Annotated in this window: 15 protein-coding genes; 9 read left to right on the top strand and 6 right to left on the bottom strand. The window is 45.5% G+C overall.

The window, feature by feature from the left end; genetic code table 11:
• Together RH89_RS16965 and RH89_RS16960 are read right to left on the bottom strand one after the other, a co-directional pair.
• Window positions 1–592: transglutaminase-like cysteine peptidase (locus tag RH89_RS16965; RefSeq protein ID WP_425277040.1), on the bottom strand; the 592-nt coding region annotated here is incomplete at its 3' end.
• 112 nt (window positions 593–704) lie between these two features.
• Window positions 705–2096 carry an HlyD family type I secretion periplasmic adaptor subunit gene (locus tag RH89_RS16960; protein ID WP_004404631.1) on the bottom strand — a complete coding sequence of 464 codons (1392 nt, stop codon included), beginning with the start codon at window positions 2094–2096 and terminating at the stop codon, window positions 705–707.
• A gap of 346 nt (window positions 2097–2442) precedes the next feature.
• On the opposite strand from RH89_RS16960, the gene pdxH reads away from it, so the two are divergent.
• Window positions 2443–3081 (top strand): pyridoxamine 5'-phosphate oxidase, encoded by a 639-nt coding sequence (pdxH, locus tag RH89_RS16955; RefSeq protein ID WP_004404628.1) that lies wholly within the window; start codon window positions 2443–2445, stop codon window positions 3079–3081.
• Between the two features lie 79 nt (window positions 3082–3160).
• Here pdxH and RH89_RS16950 read toward each other — a convergent pair whose 3' ends face one another.
• A complete protein-coding gene (locus RH89_RS16950; RefSeq protein ID WP_004404626.1) occupies window positions 3161–3922 on the bottom strand; it encodes a heparin lyase I family protein in 762 nt (253 codons plus the stop codon).
• 1075 nt (window positions 3923–4997) lie between these two features.
• Complete coding sequence (locus RH89_RS16945) at window positions 4998–5702, bottom strand: helix-turn-helix transcriptional regulator (RefSeq protein ID WP_022560554.1); 705 nt, start codon at window positions 5700–5702, stop codon at window positions 4998–5000.
• A gap of 458 nt (window positions 5703–6160) precedes the next feature.
• Between RH89_RS16945 and RH89_RS16940 the strand changes: the two genes are divergently transcribed.
• Genes RH89_RS16940 through RH89_RS16925 form a run of 4 tightly spaced genes read left to right on the top strand, consistent with a single transcriptional unit; the run spans window position 6161 to window position 9673 of the window.
• Window positions 6161–7042, top strand: a complete 882-nt coding sequence (locus tag RH89_RS16940) for a metal ABC transporter substrate-binding protein (RefSeq protein WP_004404621.1) — start codon at window positions 6161–6163, stop codon at window positions 7040–7042.
• Complete coding sequence (locus RH89_RS16935) at window positions 7039–7923, top strand: metal ABC transporter ATP-binding protein (RefSeq protein WP_004404620.1); 885 nt, start codon at window positions 7039–7041, stop codon at window positions 7921–7923. Before RH89_RS16940 ends, RH89_RS16935 begins: the two co-directional genes overlap by 4 nt.
• Before the next feature lie 2 nt (window positions 7924–7925).
• Entirely contained in the window at window positions 7926–8801 is an 876-nt protein-coding gene (locus RH89_RS16930; protein ID WP_269190034.1) for a metal ABC transporter permease, read from the top strand.
• Window positions 8801–9673, top strand: a complete 873-nt coding sequence (locus tag RH89_RS16925; protein ID WP_004404617.1) for a metal ABC transporter permease — start codon at window positions 8801–8803, stop codon at window positions 9671–9673. The genes RH89_RS16930 and RH89_RS16925 overlap by 1 nt, the downstream gene beginning before the upstream one ends.
• A gap of 77 nt (window positions 9674–9750) precedes the next feature.
• Here RH89_RS16925 and RH89_RS16920 read toward each other — a convergent pair whose 3' ends face one another.
• Both RH89_RS16920 and RH89_RS16915 read right to left on the bottom strand, forming a co-directional pair.
• Window positions 9751–11574 (bottom strand): SUMF1/EgtB/PvdO family nonheme iron enzyme, encoded by a 1824-nt coding sequence (locus RH89_RS16920; protein ID WP_004404615.1) that lies wholly within the window; start codon window positions 11572–11574, stop codon window positions 9751–9753.
• A 130-nt stretch (window positions 11575–11704) separates the two neighbouring features.
• Window positions 11705–12808: a PEGA domain-containing protein gene (locus tag RH89_RS16915; protein ID WP_038146474.1), complete on the bottom strand. Its 1104-nt coding sequence runs from the start codon at window positions 12806–12808 to the stop codon at window positions 11705–11707.
• Window positions 12809–13227: 419 nt separating this feature from the next.
• Here RH89_RS16915 and RH89_RS16910 point away from each other — a divergent pair, with 419 nt between their 5' ends.
• The 4 genes from RH89_RS16910 to putP all read left to right on the top strand — a co-directional run bounded on the left by RH89_RS16910 (window position 13228) and on the right by putP (window position 19713).
• Window positions 13228–14022, top strand: a complete 795-nt coding sequence (locus tag RH89_RS16910; RefSeq protein WP_004404613.1) for an AraC family transcriptional regulator — start codon at window positions 13228–13230, stop codon at window positions 14020–14022.
• Window positions 14023–14318: 296 nt separating this feature from the next.
• Window positions 14319–17441, top strand: coding sequence for a bifunctional proline dehydrogenase/L-glutamate gamma-semialdehyde dehydrogenase PutA (gene putA / locus RH89_RS16905; protein ID WP_004404612.1), 3123 nt, complete (start codon window positions 14319–14321; stop codon window positions 17439–17441).
• A gap of 11 nt (window positions 17442–17452) precedes the next feature.
• A complete protein-coding gene (locus RH89_RS16900; protein WP_004404610.1) occupies window positions 17453–18151 on the top strand; it encodes a 1-pyrroline-5-carboxylate dehydrogenase in 699 nt (232 codons plus the stop codon).
• Window positions 18152–18240: 89 nt separating this feature from the next.
• Window positions 18241–19713, top strand: coding sequence for a sodium/proline symporter PutP (gene putP, locus RH89_RS16895; protein ID WP_038146472.1), 1473 nt, complete (start codon window positions 18241–18243; stop codon window positions 19711–19713).
• Window positions 19714–19903: the final 190 nt, after the last annotated feature.

The raw sequence follows: 19903 nt of genomic DNA, 5'->3' as shown, positions 1-19903 counted from the left end.
CATTCCATAGGCTCAGGCGAGACGATTTTCCTGCTAACTTACCGCTGGCTTTTTCTTTCATCAGCCATAGGTTTTTACCGTTAAAGCTGTAAATAGGTAATAAGTCGCGGCGTTTAGAAGCGGGTTTGATGTCTGGAATCAAGTTATCCAAAATCAAAGGCTGCGAGCTTGGTGTACGATAGTACGCTAAAACCATGTGAAACTGATTTAATTCAATGGCTTTAACGTACACTAACCGCAATTTCTTGTCTGGGACACCCAACTCAAGCAGCGAGAAATATTTTGCAATTGTGAAATCTTCACAGTCACCAGCTGCACTCCCCAAAAACTCAAGAGGAGTCGCCCAGTAGTCCTTCCGACCCCATAGCTTGATGTCGTCAACAAAGTACATCTGATTGAAGAAGTTGTTCACGGCTTCAAGCTGTTGGCTCTCTTTGAGCTTGTGGAAATCTGCAATGCCTTCTCGCCATGCCGAAACACGTTTAGCGGCGCGATCCCCGTAAGTCCCGCGCACAGCTTCCACCCAGCGCTGCTCTTTTTTATTGAGCGCGCCTGAGGTAAAAGAAAGTGACAGCAAGCACGCCAGAAGCATGCCTGCCTTTAATCGGTTGAAGACCATCAGCGATAAAACTCAGTTAAAAACAAACTGAACCAAATGTAGATGGGCGGTTTCTCCGAAGAACACTCATGTGTTTCTCCCCCAATTATTCACGCAAAGCCGTTTGCTGGGCGCGTGAGATAGGTTTCAATAAATAATCCAGAACAGAGCGCTTGCCTGTAATAATATCGACCGAGGTAGTCATCCCCGGAATGATCGGAAGCTGCTCTGAGTGACCAAAACTGTCTTGCAATGTGCGAACACGAACAAGGTAAAAGCTATTGCCTTCCTCGTCCTGAATGGTGTCAGCACTGATGTGTTCCAGAATTCCCTCCAGTCCGCCATAACGAGTAAAATCATAAGCACTGAATTTAACGATAGCAGGCAGACCTGGTCTTAAAAAGGCAATGTCCTGAGGGGCGATTTTCGCTTCTACTAAAAGGGTGTCTTCAGTTGGAACGATTTCAACCAGATCCATGCCTGGCTGAATAACACCACCAACCGTATTGGTGTGAAGTTTTTTGATGGTTCCCGTCACTGGTGAAACCACAATAGTACGGTTTACACGATCTTCCAGACCCACCGTCGATTCCGTCAGAGAAGACAGTTTATCCTGTGCCTGATTGAGTTTTTCCTGTTGCTCGGAACGGAACTTCAAAGCAGCATCGATTCGGCTGAGAATGGCTTCACGGATTGCAGAAGTCAGAACGGGTACTTTAAGTTCGGTCGATGTCAGTTCTCGACCTGTGTCGTTCAGTTGTCTTTCGAGTTTTAGCAGCTCAATACGAGGGACGATACCTTCATTGGCGAGCGGCTTAGTGATGTCGAGTTCTTTTTGGGCAAAATCATAGCTGCGCTTTAGGTTGTCCACACGGGCTTTGATTTCGACTAAGTCTTGTTGCTTCTGCTTTACTTGCTGGTCCAGTAGAGAAACCTGGTTTTTCAGATTATTGAGATCTTGCGTGTATTCGGCATACTGACGCTCAACAAGTTGTGGATCGTTTTCTGTTAGTTGTTCTGGGAAAATCAGCTTATCTGTTTCGATGACTACACTGTCTCTCCAGTTATCGGGATCCAGGTCTTCACGGATCTTAATGCTGGCAATGGAAGCCGAAAGCTGCAACACACTCGCCGTCAGGTTAGTGACTTGTTGTTCTCTTTCTCTGAAGTCAGAACGGAAACGTGTGTCATCAATCAGCAGGAGTTGCTGACCTTTTTCAACCAGTTCACCTTCATGAACCAGAATCTTTTTCACCAGTCCGCCTTCCAGGTTCTGAACAACCTGCAATTGTGAAGAAGGGATGACCTTGCCTTGCCCGACCGTGACCTTATCTATGTGCGCCCACGCAGCCCATCCAATGGCGATGGCAAAAAACAGTACCACGACCCACAACAAAATCCTTGCACTACTCGGCGTGTTTAACAGCAATGCTGCCGTTTTGTCGTCCACGTAGTCCAACTCTTTTGAGTCCAGTTTTTTGAGGCTCTTAGTGTCCATGAAGTTTCCTTGCAACGGAATAGACGTAAATTAAAGGGTAAAGAGGTGCGTGACCTCTACAGAACAATGTCTTTGTTATCTTGAAGCAATTTTCGTGCTTATGCTTCTGAATCTTATTATCGGATTAATAAATTGTTAAGTTGTTCATTTAATTATAATCAAAATGTGGCGTGCATTAGCTTCACTTCTTTACCTTTTCCAAGAAAAATTGCCAAAATTAGGACCATTAATTGCCGCTGGTGGAAATATTAAGGGAAACATTGCCACTTTTTTGGCGGAAAAACGTAAATGACTTGAGTTCCCATAACCTTAAGCGCAAAATCGTCGAAAACCAGAAGGAGTAGAAATGGAACTTTCAGATATTCGTCGCGAATACACCAAGGGCGGACTGAGACGCCGAGATCTCAAGGCAGACCCTATCGAGCAGTTTAATTTTTGGTTGCAGCAAGCTGTTGATGCCAAGCTGACTGACCCAACGGCGATGACGGTGGCGACGGTAGACGAGAATGGTATGCCATTTCAACGCATCGTTTTGCTAAAAAGTGTCGACAAAGATGGCTTTGTTTTTTATACCAATTTAGGTAGCCGTAAAGCCCAGCACCTGGAAAATCATAGCAAGATCAGCCTTCACTTCCCGTGGCACCCTCTGGAAAGGCAAGTTCATGTGACTGGAATTGCTCACAAGTTGAGTGCTATGGAAAACATGAAATACTTTTCTTCTCGCCCAAAAGAAAGCCAGATTGCGGCAATTGCGAGTAAGCAAAGTAGCCGTCTATCAGCGCGAAGCATGCTGCTTAGCAAATATATGGAATTAAAAAAGCAGTTTGAAGAAGGGGAAATTCCTGTCCCGACTTTCTGGGGAGGTTTCAGAGTGAAACCTGAAAGTATGGAATTCTGGCAGGGAGGTGAACACCGACTTCACGATCGTTTCTTGTTTACTAAAGAAGATGAACAGCATTGGGACATTGATCGCCTCGCACCATAGAATCGGCATTTTTTAAAAATTCTATACAAAAACGCCACACTGCTTAGAGTGTGGCGTTTTTTTTGGGAAAGAATGTGACTTAGTTTGCTAGCTCGTAGTACTTAACATTCTTGATGTTCAACTCGATTTCTTCGTTATCGGTTTCCCAGCCCGTTGGCTTGTAGATGCCAAACTTGATGTAAGGCTTGTTTACATCGTTGTACGTGTTGGGACCACATACGTCTGACATAACTTCGTCGTTAATTTTAACAGTCAGACAAGCATCTTTATCGTAAGAAAGCTCACCGCTTAGCTCAATGGTGTACCAAGTGTTTGGTTCGTAGTAGTAATCGCTGAATAGTTTTCTGTATTCAATTGAGTTACCAGTGTTACCACAAGTACCGTTTGTTGTTGTTGAAATACGGTCTTCGTCCCAGCGGTTATACATTCTCAAGGTTCCGTTCACAGACTCCAGAGCCATGATTGGGCAGCGCCACGCTTCACCTTGATCTGGTCTTGAGTGAAGCTGGAAGTAGCTGTGCCAGCGATTGTAGTGTGCAAAGTTGTCGTTAGTCTTGAAATCAAAGGAAAATTTAAACGGGGTATCACGCTTAACGACATCTTGTATTGCGAACTCACAGCGCTTACGGTTAGGCGCTTTGTTCAGTTTCATTGTGGTTGTTTCGTGGTATCTCATTAAGTTAACTGAAAGTAAATCGAAACTACATTCAATGTGAACCTTCTCATTCGGGGTTTTAAGACCGCCTAAGTCCAACTGATCGTATACGACTCTCCACATGTTTACTGGTTGTGCACTTACCGAAAACGCAAAGCCTGCTAGAAGAAGTGTTAAAGCTCTCATAATTTTCACCTACTAATAAAAAGAAATACGATTGAATTTCAAAGTTTTGCGACATAAGAACCTTACTTATTTCTCGAAGAAAAATAATTGTTTAATAGAAAAAACAGATTTCTAAATGCTAAAGTCTGTATTTTGTTTTTATAAATTCAATAATATTAAAGAGTTAAAGTTTATTGATTTTAAAAACTATCTATTTACGGTTTTTTATATGTAGCGATAACAATCCAATAATTAATTTGTATCTCTAAAGTTATTACAAAAAGTTCGGAACCATTGTCGCGTTCCACTCTTGCCTACACCGAGAATATTAAAGTTTCTTTTTGAGTAGAAAAATTTCTAAATGGCTCACAATGATATTTGTACAAAATTGAAAACAAAGATTTGATCTTCATTCCATAAAATTATTTACCACTCTAAAATAAAAGTTAGATGGTATGTGATTTTAGTGATTTTTATCTTTTAAAATGTTGTTTTTAAGTGTTTTTTTAATGAAAGAGAAACTGGTTTTATATTAAAAGCTCAAACTTTAAATATCAGCTCAAATTTAACGATTTTGGCTATTTTTACCTAAGTTTAAACTTTCAATAAAGGCTCAATTAGAGAAGTTAACTTTATATGTGGTAAGGGGTTATGTGTAATTACTGAGACTTTAGCTGTGAAGTGTAAATATTTATTACATTTACGAGGTTCAGATTGAAATGAGCTCCAATACGGTATTTTTAAACCATTAAGTGAAGAAAAAACGACGTTTAAATGTTTCGTGTTTGTAAATGAATGTGTAAGAAGAGTTGGAATATGATCGGAGGGAAGAGCCAAATAATAACGTATATGAGCCTAGTGAGATGGTTTTTCTAAATGTGTATTGATGGTTACATTTTGAATACACAATATCTTAAAAATTTCATATTCAGTTCTAAATATTTAAGTGCCATTCTGGTTTTTGGTTTAAATGGCAATATAACGTTATGTAATAAAATGATTTATTGGCTCTATCAATGAGTTTAGGTGATTTGTTTTGTAGCTTGTTCGCCATGTGGAAGGACGGATGTAAAGGAAAAAGTGTTTATCTATCGAGTCAAATGTTGTGGCTCAGTACAACCGATATCTGATGTTTAAGTAAACTTTCAGGAATCACTGAACCAAACCCCTCATCTAATGCGAGTTCAATCAGTTCGTTTTTTGTACTTGCCCCAAATTTGTTCCGCAATCTGGCAACGTGTCCTTCTACCGTTTTCACAGAAATGTTCATGGCGTTTGCGATGAACTGAGGTTTTTTTCCGTATAGCAAGAAGAAAAGAACCTGTGACTCTCGTTGGTTGATTTTTTTAGGCGTACTGCAAAGAGTGCTTGAGTAGAGGTCTCGTTTAAGGCTTTGACCTGTCGCTCTGCAAATCCAGTGTCCAACCTCCAGAATGGCGGTGTCTTCAAGTTCTTGTCCGTGGAAAATAACGCCAACGATTTCATTGTTCTCGTTGAACCAAGGGGTTTTTGTAAAAATGTGGGCGCGCCATTTTCCGTCGGGGTAGGGGTGGATATCGAGGATCTTGAGGGTTTGCTTGGTTTCCATGACATAGACGTCCTGCCTTCGGAAATCGGTAGCACACAAAGTAGAAGGGCTGGAGATATCAAAATCGGACTTACCTATGCAGTCGAGATGATTGTCTAACCCTATCAGATTGCCAAACGCTTTATTGGCGTAAACAAAAACTGAGTTTGTGTCTTTGCAGCCCCAACATCCCGGAATTTGATCGATAATAGATAAGAGAGTTGTGTTGGGCACGATATTCGCTCTGTTGTACTACGTTACTTGTCAATAATCATATCAGTCTCATAATTAAGAAGACAGCGCATGTTATATGTTCAAGTGAACTCGTTTAAAAAAAAGCCAGCTTGAGGGAGCTGGCTAACACAAGATACATCTTGTCGACGTGTAGAAGAGGTTATGATCAACTTCAGGGTCTAAGTGATCATAACGATACCTTAGCGATATCAAGAGGTAACTGCACTGGACTGCAGCTAACTCTATGACAGTTAAGATAAAACAGGTTTTTTTTCGGAAAAAGGGGGGAATTCCCCCCTTTTGAAGGAAAATCTGATTAGATTCGACAAATTTCGTATTATTATTCATCTGAAGCACGTGATTTGGAGATTTAGGGCAAGTAAATTTCCTAGTTTTTATTGAAATGATAATAATTATCATTTACGATTCTTGCCAACTTATTAACTCAGGACGATATAATGAAACAAGTTTTAGCCCGGTTGGGATTATGTAGCCTTTTATTAGTGCCAGGTTTGGCAGTTGCAAAGTTGAAAGTAGTAACGACGTTCACCATCATTCAAGACATGGCACAGAACGTGGCTGGCGATGCAGCTGAAGTGGTTTCTATTACCAAACCTGGCGCCGAAATTCACGATTACCAACCAACCCCCAAAGACATTGTTAAAGCGCAATCTGCTGATCTGGTCATGTGGAATGGCATGAACCTGGAACGCTGGTTCGAGCGCTTCTTCAGTAACATCAGCGGCGTACCTTCTGTAACACTAACGGAAGGCATTGCACCGCTTTCAATCTATGAAGGCCCTTATCAGGGTAAACCGAATCCTCACGCTTGGATGTCTACCAGCAACGCACTTATCTACATCGAGAACATCCGTTCTGCGTTAGTTAAGCATGATCCTGAGAATGCAGACACTTATAACAAGAACGCAAAAGCTTACGCTGACCAAGTTAAACAACTTGATGCTCCGATTCGTGCGCGTATGGATGCCATCCCAGCAGACAAACGCTGGTTGGTGACTAGTGAAGGTGCATTCAGCTACCTGGCGAAAGACTACGGTTTAAAAGAAGCGTACCTATGGCCGATCAATGCTGATCAGCAAGGAACTCCTAAGCAAGTTAAGTCTCTAATTGACAAAATTCGTGAAAATCAGATTCCAGTTGTGTTCAGTGAGAGTACAATCTCTGATAAACCTGCAAAACAGGTTGTAAGGGAAACTAATGCTAAGTATGGCGGTGTGCTATACGTAGATTCCCTGTCTAAGCAGGATGGACCAGTACCTACCTATCTGGACCTTCTTAAAGTAACCACCCAAACAGTAGCGGATGGCTTTGCGTTATGAGTTCGATGTCGGCCAGCTTAGAAGTATCCAACGTTGGTGTGACATACAACAACGGCTTCACAGCGATAAACCACGTCAACTTTTCTCTTGATGGGGGCACTATATGTGCCCTCGTCGGGATCAATGGCGGCGGTAAATCGACCCTTTTTAAAAGCATTATGGGCTTAGTGAAGCTCTCTTCAGGTGATATTTGTGTATCTGGAATGACGATAAACAAAGCCCTGAAGAGCAACTTAGTGGCGTATGTACCACAAAGTGAAGACATAGACTGGGATTTCCCGGTATTAGTTGAAGATGTAGTGATGCAAGGTCGCTACGGCTTCATGAATTTTCTGCGTCGCCCAAGCAAAACCGACAAACAAAAAGTCGCGGATGCCATGGACCGAATGGGCATTTCTCAACTGGCAAAAAGGCAGATTGGCGAATTGTCTGGCGGGCAGAAAAAACGAGTCTTTCTTGCACGGGCTCTGGCTCAGGAAAGTAAAACCATTCTTCTCGATGAACCGTTTACGGGTGTCGATTTCACCACTGAAAACGCCATCATGCAGCTTTTAAGAGAGCTGAGAGCTGAGGGCCACCTGATTTTAGTGTCTACCCATAACCTAGGTAGTATTCCAGACTATTGTAATGAAGTGGTGTTTATCAATCGTACCGTTATTGCAGCAGGTTCTCTGGATGTGACTTTCACTCAGCAAAACCTGGAAGCCACGTTTGGTGGCGTACTAAAACACGTTGGTATTCCGGGTGAAGAGCTACATAATGATGAAGACCGTCGTGCGGTTACCATTATCTCGGATCACGAAAAACCCGCAGTGTTCTACGGAACGGGTCGACACGACTCTACACTGATCAGTGAAGCACAACATCAGGCGGACAAATAATGCTGGAATACTTGTTAGAGCCACTCAGCTACCAGTACATGCTCAATGCGATTTTCGCTAGCGCAATCGTCGGTGCTGTGTGTGCATTCCTCTCTGCTTTCCTGATGTTAAAAGGCTGGTCACTGATCGGTGATGCTTTGTCGCACTCGGTGGTTCCGGGTGTTGCTGGAGCGTATGCTCTTGGGTTGCCATACGCCGTGGGCGCTTTCTTTTCTGGCTTTCTCGCTTCCATCAGTATTGCGGCTCTGAAATCGCTTTCTCACCTTAAAGAGGACGCGATCATTGGTTTCATTTTCACCACCTTCTTTGCAGCGGGTTTGCTGTTAATTTCACTTAACCCGACTTCAATTAATGTCCAGTCCATCATTTTCGGCAATATTCTGAGTATTGGTCCCGAAGACCTGTACCAGATCGTCATCATTTCTGTTGTGTCTCTGATAGTGCTTGGCGTTCTCTGGAAAGACCTCATGCTGGTGTTCTTTGATGAAACACAAGCTTCTGCAGTGGGTCTTTCGCCAGTAAAACTGAAAATCTTATTCTTCACTCTGTTGAGTGCCTGTACCGTAGCGTCTCTTCAGACGGTTGGTGCCGTTCTGGTGATCGCCATGGTGATTACTCCAGGTGCAACGGCTTACCTGCTTACTGATCGCTTTGGCTGGTTGCTGGTTATCGCAACAAGCATTGGCTTGCTAAGTAGCGGTCTGGGGGCGTACATCAGTTACTTCCTGGATGGCACAACGGGTGGCATCATCGTTCTTATCCAAACTGTTTTGTTCCTGCTTGCTTTCTTATTTGCGCCGAAATACGGCTTGTTTTCGGATCGTGTTGCCGCGCTGAATCGCTTGGGAAACGCCGGTAAAGTGGCGAGGGACGCGTAATGGAAGCTTTAATCAGCTGGGTTATTGAACCCTTCCAGTACCCGTTTATGATGCGAGCCTTGTGGGCTGGTCTCGCCGTTGGTGGCGTGTGTGCAGTTTTGTCCTGCTATCTGGTTTTAAAAGGCTGGTCGTTAATGGGAGACGCAATCTCTCACGCCGTTTTGCCCGGCATCGTGGTTGCTTATGTCATTGGTATTGCTTTGCCAATCGGAGCCTTTGTGTCCGGTTTGCTATGTGCTTTGCTAACGGGATACATCAAAGAGAACAGTCGGGTAAAAGAAGACACCGTGATGGGGATTGTGTTCTCTGGCATGTTTGCGCTTGGTTTAGTTATGTTTGCCAAAATCGAAACCGAGCAGCATTTGTTGCACATTCTCTTTGGTAACATGCTTGGTATTAACGACTTTGAATTCTGGCAAACAGTGATCATCTCTGTAGCAGTTTTCTGTGTCATGCTTATCTTTCGTCATGACTTTCTGCTCTACTGCTTTGACAAGAGCCATGCGCGCGTTGTGGGGCTCCCTGTGACCCTTCTTCACTATGCGCTGTTGGTTATGCTTGCATTGACCATTGTCGCCACGATACAAGCTGTAGGCGTGATTATGGTGGTTGCTATGCTAGTCGCACCAGGGATCACCGCTTTCGTCTTAACCCGAAAGTTCAGCACCATGCTCTGGATTGCGTTGTCAGTTTCTATTGGTTCTACCTTGGCAGGCACCTTGATCAGCTTCCATATAGATGGAGCAACCAGTGCTTGTATCGTATTGGTTCAGGCGACGTGTTTTATTGTTGCGCTTACCTACTCAAAGGTGAAAACGCACTTGGGAAAGGTTAAACCTGCAACCGTGGCACAGACAGAGTGCCGTGAATAGCATTAGTTCCTAGACCTCTAGATAAATTGTACAAAAAAGGGCTCCCAACTTGGGAGCCCTTTTCAATTCTGTAGAAGCTAGCTTTTGTCTAGTTGCCTTACGATTCGAAAACCAATGTAGTTGGTTGTGGCATTTGGAGAAACCTCCAGTGTTTCATGAGCAGCGGCTTTCGCCGGGGCAAAGCTCCAGGCTCCACCTTTCGCACTGCCGAAACGGCTGCCAGTCCACTCCCAGACGTTACCCACCATGTCGTATAAACCCAGAGCATTAGGTCTGAACGTGTTTACTGGAGAGCTACTGGTATTGGACCATTTGGTTCCACCCCAGCCGGTATTGGCTTTGCCGCTACCGAATTCGTTACCCCACCAGTAAGAAGCAGACGAACCTGCGCGTGCGGCGATTTCCCACTCTTGCTCCGTTGGAAGGCGGTACTGATAGCCCGTTTTCTGACTTAGCCATTTGGTGTAGGCTTGCGCGTCTTCGCGACTCAGGCAAACCACTGGCGACATATCGCTTTGCTTGAAACCAGGCTGACGCCAGAAGTTTCCTTTTACTGAAAGTTCTACGCTGTTTTCCATAGTAGAACAGGTCTGATTTTTTTCAGCAGAGGTTTTGTACCCAGTGTCATTAACGAAGGTTGCAAACTGCTTCACCGTTATCGGTGTCGCTGAAATAGAGTAGGCTTTAGCGAGATTAACCTGCTGCTCGCCACCTTTCCCGATGAAATACTTTCCAGCACCGACGACGACCATTTGAGGGGCGGACTGGTTAGCACTCAGTTGGTCAGCAAAGGCTTTACCAGAGCGAGGAACGTTAGCTTTTTCTACCAGAACGGCGCGCAGCGTGCCATCCTGACGTAAAGTCATATCGCGATTGAACGAACGGAAACCATCTTTGACTACGCTGACAGTGTGTGCACCAGTGGGCAGCATGATGTCGACCGGAGTCGTTCCATAGCTCACGCCGTTGATTAGAACACGGTCATCATACTGGTTTGAACGCACGGTCAGTGTTACCCAACGAACCTCTTTCTGAGGGCTCGACATTTCCTGCTTTTCGCTAGGGTCGAAGCAGTATGCGGAATCGATATCCAAAAGTCGGCATGCAGCATTTTGAGAAGGGCGTGATTCAACGGCAACTTCCAGCTTAGCCTGAAACTGTCCGCCATCAATAAACCCGGTTCTGACAGGCTGATGGTTAACAACATGAATGTTCAGCGTTGCCTGCTGAACATGTTGTTTCACCAGATCATTTTCTGTGGTGTTGTCGATGAGTGCAGACTGGAAAAGGTTTACTGCTTTTTGCAGAGCAAGCCCGGTTGACTGCTCCTTACACTGAGCAAGGGTGGCGTCCTGAGCACAATTATGAACATAAGATACCGTCTGAGACGTCTGGCGAGTCAATTCGCCTTGAAGGCGCTGTGCACGAAGTCGATAGTGGCTGTCTTCTAAACCCAGCAGCTCAGCGTCTAATTTTACGCCTTCAGCTTTGGTGGAAGAAAGCTTAATACGCTGTTCTTGAATGTCGTGCTGAATATCCAGTTGGTTTTGCTGATTCTGTTTCAAGCGAGCCCAGGCATCCTGATACGCTTTCTGGCTTGAAGAAAGATCCAGATCAGGGTCTTCCAGCATTTGAGCGTATTGTCTTTCAAGCGCTTGTTTGGCTTTTACACGCGTGTTTTCCAGCGTAGAAGCTTCCTTCTCTGCCTGGTCTAACTCCGCATTGAGCCGTCGTATTGTTGCCTGAATATCCGTTTGCTGACTCACGGTAGACTGGATTTCAGCCTTCTTCGAACTAATTGCCTCTGAAATGCTTGCGATATCCAAACTTTCAGCTGTTGCTGAAAATGGAATCAGGCTCGGTGAAAGAGCCAACAAAAGCGCTGGTAATCCTTGTCTCATGTTCAGTTCTAATTCGTGTTGTTTGCTGTACTAAAGCGCCATTTTGCCGCGATCAAAGTGCTTTGATGCAAACAAAATGGCGATGAAAAATGCTCGTTATAAATGTCAGTAACCAGTAACAACCTTGGCGTTACCCATGTTTTTCAGGGCGAAGTTTCACCCAAATGGTGTCGTTGCCATTGATTGTGATCTGGCGATTGTAAGTCTCAAAACCTTCTTTTGAAACCGTAATTTGATGGCGACCTGCAGGCAGTACCAATTCCACTGGTGTGCTGCCGTAGCGCACACCATTTACTGTCACGTCGTCATCGTACTGATCGGAGCGAACGGTAATGTTTGCCCAGCTCTTATCGGTATTCGATTTAGATGCCACTTTGGCTTCTGTGTAACAGTAACGGTTGGCAACACCAAGCAGTTTACACGCGGCTGTTGCTTCTGGTTTTGCCCGAAGCTGAGCTTGCATATTGGTGAAGTAGCTGTCGTCACCAGAGAAGCCACTTTTGATAATCTGACTGTCCTGAACATGAATGTTTAACTGGACACCCTGAAGGTTCTGCTTTGCGATGTTGGATTCAGTTAGCTGATCAACTAAGCGGGACTTAAACGTGTTAACGGCTTTTTGCTTGGTCAGATGTTTACCGCGATTAGCACAGTCACGCAGTGTCATGCTCGCAGAACAAGTTGTTTTGTAGCTGGTTTCAAGAACTGCACTCTCGCGAAGTTCGGCTGCCAGTCGTTTAACTCGGGCTTCTACACGCGATTCTTGTAAATTCTGGTTTGCTGCATTGAGATGAGCTTGCTGCTGTTGCAGTTGAGACAAGCGCATTTCGCTCTCGCTCACAAGATGCTGCTGGCTCAGTTGCTCTTTCTGGTTGTCTTTAACCGCAGTCCAGGATTCCTGATATTGTTTCTGGAACCCTGACAAGTCGATATCAGGTTCTTCAACCAAACGAGTGAATTGTTTATCGAGGGCGCTTTTCGCACGGTTTCGTTTTGCAACCAGTTCGGTGTATTCGCGTTTCAGTTGCTCAGATTGTTGCTTGAGTTGGGAAAGCGTTTTGGCTTCGCTGGCGTGTTCGTCATCAACCGAATCAATTTTGGCTTGATTCTGGGTAATTTTCTCATCGATTTCTGCCACCAAATCAACGCTTTGAATCTCTTCAGCCTGTAAAGTGGTTGGTAGCCAAACTGGGGTAAGCGCAAGCAAAAGCGCTGGGATTCGACGTTTGATCATAAGTCCCTGCATGATAATCATTTCGTAAGCCACCCTATTGCTCTGATAGGGGTAGTATTTTGGCGAGGTGAAGCTGTATTTATCGATACGTTTCAAAACCGCCTAGCCATTAAGTTTTTTGAGCTAATGAGTAAAGACTCATGTCGTCCAACTTATTGAACTCTAAAAAGTCTAACCCGTCTTTGAGAATTTCACAATTTTCTTAGTTTTGATATAAAAAAATGCGATTAAAGTGGATTGAGCAAGCACTGACCGTAATTTATGTGCACTTGATCATTGTTCCGTGAAATGTAACCTTTTTTGACTCAAGTTAAAGCCCGCGGGTACACTGCATTCTTATGTTGTGTTGGTTGTTGTGATCTTGCTTCCGCTTTCATTCCCACGCAATCAGCGTAAGACTCTGAATTTCCGGTGTTGCCATGAAGTATAACAACATTCACGGTGGTCCAAAGCCAGCCGAACTGATCACTCTTCCAAGTGAAATGAATAACCATGATCACGAATATACCCAGATCGTTATCGGGTTAAATGGTCAGGCAGAATTCGATGTCGCAGGTGTCGGAAATTTCATCGGACCCGGACAGGGTTGTGTGGTTACCGCGTCTTCCCAACACGCATTCGGAGGAATTGGCAAATCAGACATTCTTGTACTGAATATGCCGTTAATGACCGAACACGACCCGCTTATATTGAACAAACTCAATGAGCTTGGAAAGAAAGACATCTATTTCCAGCTCGATAACCAGATACAGCAACTGATTGCAATGCTTGTTACCGAGATGCGCAATAGCCCAGAGGATGAGCTGTTGAGCCGAGCGTGTAATGACACGGTTGTTGCCTTACTTCAACGCCACCTAAAGTCTTTTCAGGCATTACAGAAAGATGCCCGATTGGATATGGATGCGGTAGACCGATATATTGAACAGCACTTGAGCCACAAAATTTCTGTAGCACAACTGGCTGGTAGTGTGTTTTTAGGCGAAAGTCAGTTTCATATGTTGTTTAAAGAGCAAACGGGCATAACACCTCACCAATATGTGCTTGGCAAGCGTATTGATACGGCGAAAAATCTGATTGAACAGGGAAATTTAAGCCTTGGTCACATCGCAGAGCTCACTGGATTTTCGGGTCAAAGTACTTTTACTCACACCTTCTCGCGTCTTCAGGGAATATCCCCCTCAGTCTACAAAAAGCGTTTGCTTAACAAGCCTTAACCCCTGCTTTTAAACCAATTTTTCTTTTTTAACAAAGAGTTAGATGGCTGGAGATAGAATGAGAAATCAAACGGCTATGAATGTAACGAAACGTTAAAAATCCACATTGTTAATTGCATAATATTGCATAAACTGTCGCGATTTTCCTGTGATCATGTTTTTACTTTGTTAAAAATCCGACTTTTTGCCAAAAAAGCCGGAGTTTTTGACAAGTATCTCGCTCAAGCTCAAAATACACTGCTACCCATTGTGGATGAACCCGATATTTTGTTCGGGCATGAGATTGAGGAAAACGCATGTTTACAGCAACAGATGTGTTGACGAAAGAGTTCGTTGAGCAGCCGCTTGACCAGCTTTGGTCACTGATCTCGCCATTGTATATGGTGGAAGAAACCCAATGGCTAGAGCAATTAATCCCATTAGCTCAGCCTTCTGACGACGAAAAGCGTGCTACAGAAGAAAAAACGACAGCATTGATTAACGCTATTCGTGCAGACAAAGAAGCGGTACAAATGATTGATGCGCTTCTTCTGGAATACAGCTTAGACACTCAGGAAGGCATCTTACTGATGTGTCTGGCGGAAGCCTTGATGCGTATTCCTGACTCGGCGACGGCGGATGCTCTTATTCGCGACAAGCTAAGCGTTGCGGATTGGAAATCTCACCTTAAGAATTCTGACTCTGTGTTTGTTAACGCCTCGACTTGGGGATTGATGTTAACCGGCAAAGTGGTGGGTCTTAAAGATTCCGACAGCAAATCTCCAACTCAGGCAGTTAACAGCCTGGTCAATAAGCTTTCAGAGCCTGTGATTCGTAAAGCCATGCATCAGGCAATGAAAATCATGGGACACCAGTTTGTTTTGGGTCGCACTATTTCTGAAGCGCAGAAAAACGGTCGCAAGATGCGCGACAAAGGCTACACTTACTCTTTTGATATGTTGGGTGAAGCAGCGCTGACAGAAGCAGACGCAAATAAATATTTCAAAGATTACATCATGGCTATCGAAGCTGTGGGTCGCGACAAATACGGCTTAGAAACCAGCCCAGCGCCATCAGTCTCGATTAAGCTTTCTGCTCTTCATCCACGTTACGAAGTTGCAAACTTTGAACGTGTAATGGATGAAATGTATTCCACAGTTCTCAAGCTGCTTGAGCGTGCTCGCGAGCTGGATGTTGCTATTACAATTGATGCTGAAGAGGCTGATCGTCTTGAGCTCTCTCTTCGTCTGTTTGAAAAGCTCTATCGCAGCGAAACGGTTAAAGGTTGGGGTAAGTTTGGTCTGGTTGTTCAGGCATATTCAAAACGCGCGCTTCCGGTGCTGGTCTGGCTCAATGGGTTGGCAAAAGAGCAGGGTGACCTGATCCCACTTCGTTTGGTGAAAGGGGCTTACTGGGACAGCGAAATCAAATGGTCGCAGCAGGGTGGCTACGATAACTACCCGGTTTACACACGCAAAGAAGCAACGGATGTTGCTTACCTGGCTTGTGCCCGTTTCCTTCTTAGTGAGGAAGTACGTGGCAACATTTTCCCTCAGTTTGCCAGCCACAACGCTCATACCGTTACGGCTATCGCCGTGATGGCTCAGCATAAAGACTTCGAATTCCAGCGCCTGCACGGCATGGGTGATGCGCTATACGAGCACGCAATGGCGGCTTACGGTCAGTCGGTGCGTATCTATGCGCCAGTGGGTAGCCATAAAGACCTGCTGCCTTACTTGGTTCGTCGCTTGTTAGAGAACGGTGCAAACAGCTCCTTTGTTCACCGTTTGGTGGATGCACGCTGCCCGGTTGAAACCTTAACGCACCACCCGGTTGATTCTTTGCTGGCATTCCCAACTCTGAATAACACCAAGATTCCGCTTCCCGGCGCAATTTTTGAAGATCGCGCAAACTCGATTGGCGTCAATATTGATATTGAAAGTGAAGCCGAAGCTTTTGAAAAGGCAGTGCATTCATTTGATGAGCGCCAGTGGCAGGGTGCCCCGATTATCAATGGTGAAAGCCGTTTCGAAAGCATGATCAAGGATGGTATTCATCCTACCTCTGTGACTGCTCCATACGATCACACCAAACAGGTCGGACAAATTGTTTTTGCAACCCTTGATCATGTTTCCGAAGCACTAGACGTTGCTGCTGCAAATGTTGAAAGTTGGAAGAGCCAGAGTACACAAGCTCGCGGCGCTTACCTCAACACATTGGCTGACCTAATGGAGCGTGATTTGGCAGAGCTGGTGGCGATTTGCCACCACGAAGCAGGTAAGACGATTCATGACAGCATCGATGAAGTTCGTGAAGCAGTTGATTTCTGTCGTTTCTACGCCAACAACGCCAATGAGCTGACTACACCAACCAGTATTACGGCGTTTGATGGTTCGACCAAGCAAGTGACTCGTGAAGGGCGTGGAGTATTTGTATGTATCAGTCCGTGGAACTTCCCACTGGCGATATTCCTCGGGCAGGTAACAGCCGCACTGGTTGCCGGTAATACGGTTGTTGCAAAACCAGCAGAACAAACCAGCCTGATTGCAGTTAAAGCCATTGAGTTGATGCAAGAAGCGGGTTTCCCTGCAGGTGTGATTCAGCTTCTTCCGGGCATCGGTCGTGAAATTGGTAGTGCCTTGACGTCCCACCCAGCGATTGCAGGTGTGGCATTTACAGGCTCGACAGAAACGGCTCAGCGCATTAACGCGACTCTGGCTAGCCGAGAATCAGCTCCCGTTCCTTTCATTGCTGAAACAGGCGGTCAGAACGCGATGATTGTCGACAGTACTGCCCTGCCAGAGCAAGTCGTCCGTGATGTAATGCGTTCGGCGTTTGCATCCGCGGGTCAGCGTTGCTCTGCACTGCGTGTTCTTTACGTTCAGGAAGACATCGCCGATCGAATCGTTGCGCTGATTCAGGGGGCGATGGCTCAGCTGGATGTTGGTCTGCCATACCTTCACAAAACCGATGTCGGTCCGGTGATCGATGAAACAGCGAAGACGAATTTGCTGGAACACATTGAGAAAATGAGCAGCAGCCAAAAGCTGATCGCTCAGGCTGAACTTTCCCACGCGTGTGCCAACGGAGATTTTGTTGCGCCTTCTGCGTTCGAAATCAGCGATATCTCTGTGCTGGAAAAAGAAAAGTTTGGTCCGGTTCTGCATATCATTCGTTTCAAAGCTAATCAGCTAGCCGATGTGGTTAAGCAAATCAACGATACAGGTTTTGGTCTAACAATGGGCGTTCATAGCCGCAACGAAACCACTTATCGCTGGATTGAAAAGCATGCACGTGTGGGTAACTGCTACATCAACCGCGATCAGGTCGGTGCTGTGGTAGGGGTTCAGCCATTTGGCGGGCAAGGTCTGTCTGGCACTGGTCCGAAAGCAGGTGGTCCACACTACCTGATCCGATTCACTCAAGCCGTTTACGCATAAGGAGGACCGATATGGTACATCAAGTCACTTGTTTTTCAGATGCCTACTCTGCATGGGAAAACTGGAATCTGACCAGCTACGAACAACGCAGTGCTGCGGTTCTGTCACTCAAGCAGGAACTGGCGCAAACCGAACTGGGTCTTGAGCCAGTGTTTCGCTATCACCTTGAGCAAGGTGAAGCGTTACTGGCAAATAGCCAGCTAATGCCAGGACCCACTGGTGAAACGAATGAGCTTTACACCGCTGGTCGTGGAGTGAGTTTGTTGATTCAGGACGAAGCATCGCAAGGTGCTCGTCAAGCCATTGTGGCACAGTTGGTTTGCGCGTTGTTAGCAGGCAACACAGTGGTTCTGAGCTCTGATGATGACGCCCTGACTCAGGCGATAAGTCAGGCTGTGTCTTCGGCAACATTGCCAGCCAATATTTTGCAAACTATACCGAGAGAATCTGCGCAGGAAATCTTAGAGAGCGATGTTCGCTCACTGGGTTATGCAGGTTCTCCACAACAGGAAATTCTTTTGAACAGAAGTCTTTCCGAGCGAAGCGGTGCCATCGTTTCGTTCATTAGTGAAACGGATCTTGTCGGTTTACCGACGTCCTTGGATCCCTTCCTTGTTCTGCGCTTCGTGACTGAGCGAACGCGCACCATCAACATTACGGCAGTAGGCGGAAACGCGACCTTGCTTGAGCTGGGTAACGACGGTCACTAGCCAATCTCATGCCGACCCTTTTCTGGTGATCAGTTCATCCAGAAAAGGGTCACATGGAAGAAAAACAATAAAACGAGGAGTTTTATATGATCGAGAATAGCTTTGCTATTACCGGTACCTTTATTGCGTATCTCATTTTGATGCTTGCAATCGGTGTTATCGCTTATAAGCGTACGTCCAGTTCCAGTGATTACTTCCTGGGAGGCCGTTCGCTTGGTCCTTGGCCTGCGGCTCTGTCTGCTGGCGCTTCAGATATGAGTGGCTGGCTGCTGCTTGGCTTGCCAGGCTATGCTTATGCTGCGGGTATTGAAGCGTTCTGGCTTGCTGGTGGCTTACTAGTGGGTACCTGGGCAAACTGGCTGATTAATGCCAAGCGCCTTCGCACGTACAGTATTACGACTGACGCTCTGACGCTTCCTGAGTTTCTGTCACGTCGTTTTCATGACAATTCCAAACTGATTCAGACAATCTCTGCTTTCTTTATCCTTTTGTTCTTCCTTTTCTATACCAGCTCCGGCTTGGTTGCGGGCGGAAAACTGTTTGAAACGGTCTTTGGATTGAATTACACCACAGCGGTGATAATAGGAACCGTTTGTGTGGTTTCCTACACACTATTCGGTGGTTTCCTTGCGGTATCCTGGACGGATCTGGTGCAAGGTCTGCTGATGGCGGCGGCACTGATGATCGTTCCAGTTGCAGCAATGAATGGTGGATTTGGTCAACTGGTTACTGATCTGGAAACCATTAACCCAGAGTTGCTAACACTGTGGAATGACTCAAAAGGTGAACCATTGACTGCTATAGCAATCATCTCTCTGGTTGCATGGGGCTTGGGTTACTTTGGTCAGCCGCACATTTTGGCTCGATTCAAGGCATCCCGAAGCAACAAAGATCTGACAACTGCGCGCCGCATTGCTGTCGTATGGTCTGGTTTGTCAATGGTCGGTGTGGTTGGACTGGTGTATCTGAATGGTCAGGGCAGCAACTTAGCTGATGGAGAGAAAATCTTCATGCTACTTGTGAATGCTATGTTCCATCCAGTGATTGCCGGTATCTTGCTGGCGGCAATTCTGGCAGCCATCATGAGTACAGCGGATTCTCAGTTGCTTGTCTCTTCTTCCGCATTGGCAGAAGACTTCTACAAGCAAGTATTCAACAAAGATGCGACGCCTGAACAAGTGGTGACGGTAGGTCGTGCTGCGGTTATTCTGCTGTCATTGATTGCTTTGTTCCTGGCGATGAACCCAGACAGCTCTGTTCTTGGGTTGGTATCTTACGCTTGGGCAGGTTTCGGTGCGGCGTTTGGTCCTGCCATCGTTCTTAGCCTGTTCTGGGCAGGCATGAATCGCAATGGTGCGCTTGCAGGTATCCTGGTGGGCGGTATTACTATTGTGGTATGGAAGCAACTGTCTGGCGGCTGGTTTGATGTGTATGAAATCGTACCGGGTATCATCTTCTCAACTATCGCGATTGTAGTGGTGAGCAAGCTAACCGGTGAACCTTCTGACGAAGTAAAAGCTCAGCACGCAGAGTTTGAAAAACAGCTCAAAGAGCTTGATTAACTAAAAATCATGCAGTTAAAGAAAACGCCCTCCAATTTGGAGGGCGTTTTTTGTTGTTTGGGTGTGATTAAGGATCTCTGAATATAACCATACCTTATAAAAGGTCATAGTTTTAGATCCTCTATTTCGTTGAATCCAAAGATAATATCTATGACACCACGCACACTGATTGTGTCCGTGTAGTGTTAAG

It is taken from the genome of Vibrio nigripulchritudo ATCC 27043 (assembly GCF_000222685.1).
GTDB lineage: Bacteria > Pseudomonadota > Gammaproteobacteria > Enterobacterales > Vibrionaceae > Vibrio > Vibrio nigripulchritudo.
This window is presented reverse-complemented; position numbering and strand designations above follow the sequence as displayed.